The organism is Bacillus sp. P4_D3 (genome assembly GCF_056401855.1).
Window position 1 is genome coordinate 1 of the sequence record NZ_JBFUIN010000123.1, and the last position, 8135, is coordinate 8135.

The 8135-nt window shown below is 38.2% G+C and carries 4 protein-coding genes and 2 riboswitches; of the genes, 2 read left to right on the forward strand and 2 right to left on the reverse strand.

What is annotated here, in order from left to right; translation table 11 throughout:
* Together metH and AC1DTM_RS14145 are read right to left on the reverse strand one after the other, a co-directional pair.
* Positions 1-3352 (reverse strand): methionine synthase (metH, locus tag AC1DTM_RS14140; RefSeq protein WP_477000375.1); only part of this gene is annotated, 3352 nt, incomplete at its 3' end.
* Complete coding sequence (locus AC1DTM_RS14145; protein WP_088099516.1) at positions 3352-5184, reverse strand: bifunctional homocysteine S-methyltransferase/methylenetetrahydrofolate reductase; 1833 nt, start codon at positions 5182-5184, stop codon at positions 3352-3354. The genes AC1DTM_RS14145 and metH, both read right to left, overlap by 1 nt.
* Positions 5185-5255: 71 nt before the next feature.
* A riboswitch (SAM riboswitch) is annotated at positions 5256-5365 on the reverse strand.
* Positions 5366-5568: 203 nt separating this feature from the next.
* Positions 5569-5682, forward strand: a riboswitch (SAM riboswitch).
* An 89-nt stretch (positions 5683-5771) separates the two neighbouring features.
* On the opposite strand from AC1DTM_RS14145, the gene AC1DTM_RS14150 reads away from it, so the two are divergent.
* Positions 5772-6884 carry a methionine biosynthesis PLP-dependent protein gene (locus tag AC1DTM_RS14150; protein WP_088099517.1) on the forward strand — a complete coding sequence of 371 codons (1113 nt, stop codon included), beginning with the start codon at positions 5772-5774 and terminating at the stop codon, positions 6882-6884.
* Complete coding sequence (gene metC / locus AC1DTM_RS14155) at positions 6881-8044, forward strand: cystathionine beta-lyase (protein WP_002160473.1); 1164 nt, start codon at positions 6881-6883, stop codon at positions 8042-8044. The genes AC1DTM_RS14150 and metC overlap by 4 nt, the downstream gene beginning before the upstream one ends.
* Positions 8045-8135 lie beyond the last annotated feature (91 nt).

Sequence of the window (8135 nt, forward strand, 5' to 3'; positions counted from 1 at the left end):
CCGTTACAGACGCTTCTGGCTCCATCATAAATCCTTCTGTTAATGAAATACCTATTTCTTCTGGATGAATTAAGCGAAATAATTTTTCTTGATCAGCAAGTTCTGGGCATGCTGGATAACCAAATGATACGCGTATTCCTCTATATTTTGTACGGAATCTCTCTTCCATCGTCAGTTCAGGTGAATCTGAAATTCCCCAACGATCACGAATAAGCATATGTGTTTTTTCAGCAAGTCCTTCTGCTAATTCAAGTGCTAACGACTGAATCGCATGACTGCGTAAATAATCTCCCTTCGCCTTCCATTCCTCTGCAATATCTCGAACCCCTTCTCCAACGGTAACAGATAAGAAAGCGACATAATCCATCTCATCTCCAATCGGGCGTATATAATCTCCTAAAGTACGGTATGGTGCTTTCCCTTGTCTCGGAAATTCAAATCGCTCTATGATACGTGTGTGATCTTCCGGATCGTATATAATTATATTTTGTCCATCACTTTGCGCCGGGAAAAATTGATACACCGCTTTTGGTTTTAACCAAGATTGTCCTTCCACCAATAATTCGTCTATTAAATCATTCAATTCATGCGCTCTTTTATCTCCCTCTTTCAAAAGCTTCTTCACATTTCCTTTTAATCCAAGGTGATGTCCAAGTAGCATTTGTCTATTTAGAAATGGAGCGAGATGTGCAACGGGAATATCGCGTAATACAATTCGTTTTGTTGAATCAGGTAACATAACCGCCGCCTTCGCTAATGGCTCAATTACTGCGGGAATTTCTATTTTCTTCTCCTCTTGTTTCACAACATGAAGATGGTGTTCCTTTTTATCTCGCTTCATCTTTTCACGTTCTTCTTCTTTTTGTAATTTGTTAATAATATCAAGACCTGTCATCGCATCACTTGCATAACATACAAGCCCTTTATATGATGGCGAAATACGATTATCTGTAAATTTCCTCGTTAGTGCTGCACCACCTACAACAATTGGAATATCAATATTCGCTGCTTTTAAATCTTCGGCAGTCGTTACCATTTGTTGCGCTGATTTTACTAACAAACCAGAAAGACCAATAATATCAGGTTTCTTTTCTTGTACTTCTTGAACAATTCGATCCGAACGAACATTAATTCCTAAATTAATAATTTCATATCCGTTATTTGATAAAATAATTTCAACGAGGTTTTTCCCAATATCATGTACGTCACCTTTTACAGTCGCTAATAATACTTTCCCTTTTTTCGCACTATCACTAGATTCCATATGTGGCTCTAAATAACTTACGGCAGCTTTCATACTTTCAGCACTTTGCAATACTTCAGCAACGATAAGCTCATTACCATTAAATAATCGCCCCACCTCATCCATTCCTGTCATAAGTGGACCATTAATAATATCCAGAGGTTTTCGTCCTTCTGTAAGCGCGAGACTTAGATCTTCTTGTAGTCCTTGCTTCGTACCTTCTACAATATAATTTGCCAGTCGTTCATCAAGCGTTAGCGTTTCTTGTACAACGATATCTTTCTTTTTGGCAACACGATAAAAGTTTGTGAATTTTTCTAACGTTTCTTTCGTCGTTTCAAATAATAATGCATCCGCAAGACGTTTTTCTTCCTCTGGAATTGACGCATAGCGCTCTAATTTTTCCGTGTTAACAATCGCATAATCTAATCCTGCTTTCGTTGCATGGTATAGAAAGACAGAGTTCAATACTTCACGTCCAGCTGGTGGTAAACCAAAAGATATGTTACTCACACCTAGAATCGTTAAACATTCTGGTAACGCTTCTTTAATAAGACGAATTCCTTCTATAGTCGCTGCCGCTGAACCTATATATTCTTCATCACCTGTTCCTACAGGAAACACAAGCGCATCAAAAATAATATCAGATGGGCGTATACCATACTTCTTCGTTAGTAATTCATAGCTTCTTTTAGCAATCTCTATCTTTCTTTCTGCACTAACTGCCATACCATCTTCATCAATTGTCCCTACAACTATCGCAGCACCGTATTTCCGAAGAAGGGGTGTCACTTTTTCAAAACGTTCTTCTCCATCCTCTAAATTAATAGAATTGATAACACCTTTTCCTTGAATATAAGTAAGAGCTTTCGCCATAACATTTTCATCTGTTGAATCAATCATAATTGGTACTTTTAACACTTTCGTAACTTCTGCCAAGAATCTTTCCATATCTTCTATTTCATCACGATCAGGGTCTGCCATACAAATATCAATAATATGAGCATTTTTCTTCACTTGCGCTCTTGCCACTTCAGCAGCCTCTTCAAATTTCCCTTCTGCTACTAATCTTTTAAACTTACGCGATCCAATTACGTTCGTCCTTTCTCCAACAAATAGGGGCCTCATAGAATCATCGTATTGCAACGCTTCTAGTCCACTAATTCCATGTCCAACCCTTTCATGATGCTCACGAGGATTAATCGAGGCAAGCGCCAATTTCATTGCACTTATATGTTCTGGTGTTGTGCCACAACAACCACCAATAATATTAATCCATCCTTCTTCAGCAAAACGTTTTACTTTTTCAGCAAGTGACGCCGGAGATTCGTGATAATGCCCATCTTCATCAGGAAGACCAGCGTTTGGATAACAAGAAATATAACACTCCGATAAATCAGATAGAGAACGCATATGTTCCCTCATAAATTCTGGACCAGTAGCACAGTTTAACCCAACCGATAATGGCTTCATATGCTCTACCGATAAATAAAAGGCTTCGATTGTTTGACCCGCTAAAGTCGTTCCCATCGGTTCAATTGTTCCAGAAATCATAATAGGTACTATTTTGTTTAGTTCTTCAAACGCCGCTTGAATTCCAAGGTACGCAGCTTTCACATTACGCATATCTTGACTCGTCTCAACGAGCAATACATCAACTTCTCCTCTTAATAGTCCTCTCGCTTGCCTTGTATAGGCTTCGATTAACTCTTCAAAAGTTACACCACCTGTAACACTAATGGCTTTCGTCGTTGGTCCCATCGCTCCCGCAACATATACTTCTTTCCCACTTCCTTTGACTGCTTGCTTCGCCAAAAACGCTGCCCTTTCGTTTAACTCTTCATCTAAATGAGACAATGCATAATCACTTAATACAATATTTGTTGCACCAAACGTATTCGTTTCAATAATATCTGCTCCAGCTTCAATGTAGACTTTATGAATATTTAAAATCACATCTGGTCTTGTTTTTACTAAATATTCATTACAACCTTCGTATTCTTCTCCTCCAAAATCTTCCGCTGTTAAGTCTTCTTGCTGGATCATCGTTCCCATTGCACCATCTAATATTAAAATTTCATGTTGTAATCTCTCTTCTATTCGTTTCATCAATTAATACCCTCTTTCACTTCTTGCTTTTCTCTCACATATTTCACGAGATGTTCTGTAATTTCATATTTTAAAAACGGCGTAATAAGATAAATACCGTTAAAATATTTCATTGCCGCATCAATCAACTCTTGTGAAATACGAATTCCTTCCTCGATAGCAGCCTCTTTCGTTTTATGTCCATCCATTCTTTGTCTTACCTCTTCAGGGAGCGTAATACCCGGTACTTCAAAATGAAGAAAATCTGCATTCCGCTTACTTACTAACGGCATAATTCCAATAAAGATAGGTTGTTCCAAATGCTTTGTCGCTTCATATACTTCTTCTATTAAAGCAACATCATATATCGGCTGCGTTAAGAAATATTCAGCTCCAGCATCAATTTTTCGTTCCATTCGCTTTACCGCTGCTTTTAAATGCCTTACATGAGGATTGAATGCCCCTCCGACAGAAAATCTTGTTGCCGGACCAATTGATTTCCCTAAAATAGAGCGACCGTCGTTCATCTCTTTAATCATTTTAATTAGCTCTATAGATGACAAATCATATACAGAAGTTGCACCTGGAAAATCACCAACGCGCGCTGGATCACCAGTTAAAGCTAGCACTTCCTCCATACCTAATGCTGATAATCCAAGCAAGTGAGACTGTAGTCCAATGACGTTATGATCTCTACACGTTAAATGCGTCAATACTGGAATATCATGCTTCGTTAATAATGCACCCATAGCCATATTCGAAACGCGAGGAGATGCTAATGAATTATCTGCTAGAGTAATAGCATCCGCTCCAGCCCTTTTCAGTGCTCTTGCCCCTTCAAAAAAACGCTGCGTGTCTAACGTTTTCGGTGGATCTAATTCCACTACAACTGTCGTTTGTTTCTTTGCCTTTTCTGCGAGAGTAACATGAGCTCTCGAACGCTTCTCATGTGTATGGACCACTTTAGGCCTTTGAATCGTCTCCTTTGCTATTACAGGTGCAACATTTGCAATAGCACGTTTCATTCCTTCAATATGTTCCGGGGTAGTACCACAACAACCACCTAATAAACGAATACCTTGTTCAATAAAGTTTGGTGTCATCTCTTCAAAATACGCTGGACTTCCCTCATATACGTAACGCCCCTCCACATAATTCGGGAGACCTGCATTCGGATATGCTGATAAATAGCCATTTTGAGGAATCGATATCATTTTGAAAGCTTCCGTCATATGAAGTGGCCCTAGTTGACAGTTCAATCCAACAACATTGGCACCGTAATCCAAAAGCTGTTTTAATATTTCATTGACATCATTCCCATTTTGAGTCGTACCTGCCTCATGTAACGCTAACTGAGCAACAATCGGAATATTCGTTTGTTTACGCAATACTTTAACGGCATGCAATAATTCAAATTCATCATAAAAAGTTTCTAATAGTAATCCATCAACCTGTTCTTCTAGTAAAGCACCTGCCTGCTCAAGTAACATAAATTCTCTCTCTATATCAGTCGTTGTAACAGCACCAATATGTTTCATACCTCCAATTGTCCCTAAAATTGCATTCCGCTCTGTTACTGATGCTTTCGCAATATTCACTGCCGCTTTATTAATTTGGACAACTTGATTTTCTAGACCATACATGCGGAGTTTCGCTTCATTCGCACCATACGTATTCGTTTGAATAACATCCGCTCCAGCAGCTACATATTGTTTATGGATCGATATAATTAAGTCCGGGTCAGACAAATTCAATTCTTCAAAACTACTTTGTAAACCATGCGAATGTAATAACGTTCCAACCGCACCATCACCTATTACAACTCCTTTTGATAATAAATCTAGTAATTTCACGAATCTCCCTCATTTCTATCAATATAAAAAACCCCCTCTTCACTTTGAAGAGGGGGACATAATTGTTCCTCCTCTTATTATGCAAAACACACGTTTTGCAGGTTTTAGCACCGTTTCAAACATTTAGTTTGAAGGTTGCCGGGTTTCACAGGGCCTTTCCCTCCACCGCTCTCAATAAGAGTTTGTCTTTATTATTTTATTTATGTAGCTAAAAGGAAATACGTTCCCCTTTTAACAATGTTTGTTAATTTTTTATAAATTTAGCATGCACTAAAATAAAAGTCAATGACACTTGCGGAAAAATAAAAATTATTTAAAATAAAGTTGCAATTCAATTATCTTTTGTTGTAAAGTTAAAAACATAATAAAAATTTCATACGAACATTCTTATCTAGAGAGGTAGAGGGACTGGCCCTATGACGCCTCAGCAACCATTAACATTCATTCGTTAATAAGGTGCTAATTCCAGCAAATTGTGAAAGATTTGACAGATGAGAAGAAGACTCTATTCAATCCGAAAGCCTTCTTCTTAGAAGGCTTTTTTTATTTTCACTTAGTCGTTCACTTTAAAAAGGGGGAATTTTCACATGTCAACAATCGAAACAAAACTAGCACAAATCGGGAACCGTAGCGAAGCTACAACAGGAACTGTTAATCCACCTGTTTATTTCTCAACTGCTTATCGTCACGAAGGAATTGGTAAATCTACTGGCTTTGACTATTCAAGAACTGGAAATCCGACTCGCGGTCTTTTAGAACAGGCAATTGCAGACTTAGAAAGCGGTGAGCAAGGGTATGCCTGTAGTTCAGGAATGGCGGCTGTTCTCCTTGTCCTTTCACTATTCCGTTCCGGAGATGAGCTTATCGTATCCGAAGACTTATACGGAGGAACATATCGTCTATTTTCCGAACATGAAGACAAGTGGAATATTCGATGTAGATACGTAGATACACAATCTATTAAACAAATTGAGCAAGCAATCACATCTCAAACGAAGGCTATTTTCATAGAAACACCGACTAATCCATTAATGCAAGTAACTGATATCGTAAGTGTAGCAAGTGTAGCGAAAAGGCACGGACTACTTCTTATTGTAGATAACACGTTCTATACACCTTATATACAGCAACCATTAACAGAAGGTGCAAACATCGTCCTTCATAGCGCAACTAAATATTTAGGCGGACATAACGATGTACTAAGCGGACTTGTCGTTGCGAAAGGGAAATCTCTTTGCGAGGAGCTTGCTCATTATCATAATGCCTCTGGTGCTGTCTTAAGCCCGTTTGATTCATGGCTATTAATTCGAGGGATGAAAACTTTAGCACTCCGCATGAAACAGCATGAAGAAAACGCTCATGCAATTGTTGCTTATTTAAATGATGAAGATGGTGTGACAAATGTATTTTATCCAGGAAGAGGTGGTATGATTTCATTTCGCCTTCAAGATGAAACTTGGATTAATCCTTTCTTACAATCTTTATCCTTAATTACATTTGCTGAAAGTCTTGGCGGCGTCGAAAGTTTAATGACTTATCCAGCAACGCAAACTCATGCCGATATTCCAGAAGATATTCGAACAGCACGCGGTGTGTGTAATCGTCTTCTCCGTTTTTCAGTCGGCATCGAAAATAGCAATGATTTAATTCAAGACTTAAAGCAAGCAATTAAACTTGTAAAAGAAGGTGTAAAAATATGAGCTATTCCATAGATACACTTTTACTGCATAATCAATACAAGCATGACTCACATACAGGAGCTGTTAACGTTCCCATCTATAACACATCAACATTTCATCAGTTTGATGTAGATGCTTTCGGAAAGTATGACTATAGTAGATCTGGAAATCCAACACGTGAAGCTCTTGAAGATATCATTGCTTTATTAGAAGGCGGGACAAAAGGATTCGCCTTTGCATCAGGCATTGCAGCCATTTCTACTGCATTTCTCCTTCTTTCACAAGGTGACCATGTTCTTATTTCAGAAGATGTATATGGAGGCACTTATCGAATTGTTACTGAAGTTCTCTCCCGTTATGGTGTTTCACATACATTTGTTGATATGACCAATGTGGAAGAAGTAAAAGAAAACATTAAACCAAATACGAAGCTCTTTTATGTAGAAACACCTTCTAACCCACTTTTAAAAGTGACAGATATTCGTGCTGTTTCTAATCTTGCAAAATCTATTGATGCTCTTACTTTTGTTGATAATACATTTTTGACACCACTATTTCAAAAGCCACTTGATCTTGGCGCCGATGTTGTTCTTCATAGTGCAACAAAATTTATTGCTGGTCATAGTGATGTCACCGCCGGATTAGCTGTCGTAAAAGATGAAGAGCTTGCTCAAAAGCTCGGCTTTCTACAAAACGCTTTTGGTGCTATTTTAGGACCGCAAGATTGTTCTCTCGTGCTTCGCGGCATTAAAACATTGCATGTACGTCTCGAACATTCAGCTGCAGGTGCCAACAAAATCGCACATTTTTTACAAGAGCACTCTAAAGTTCAAAATGTCTATTACCCTGGATTACAATCACATCTTGGTTATAGTATTCAACAAAATCAAGCAACATCGGCTGGGGCTGTTTTATCTTTCACCTTACAATCCGAAGATGCACTGCGCCAATTCTTATCAAAAGTTAAACTGCCTGTTTTTGCGGTTAGTCTAGGAGCTGTTGAATCTATTCTTTCATATCCAGCAAAAATGTCCCATGCAGCCTTATCACAGGAAGCACGTGATGAAAGAGGTATTTCCAATTCATTACTCCGTTTATCGGTTGGTCTTGAAAATGTTAACGATTTAATATCCGATTTCGAAAATGCTCTTTCTTATGTAGAAGAACCTGTAAATGCATAGAGAGAAAAGAAGATATGAAATTAAGTTTTCATATCTTCTTTTTATGCTGTCTAGCATATTCATTTTAATGTTTTTTCTTTTTGTATCGTTC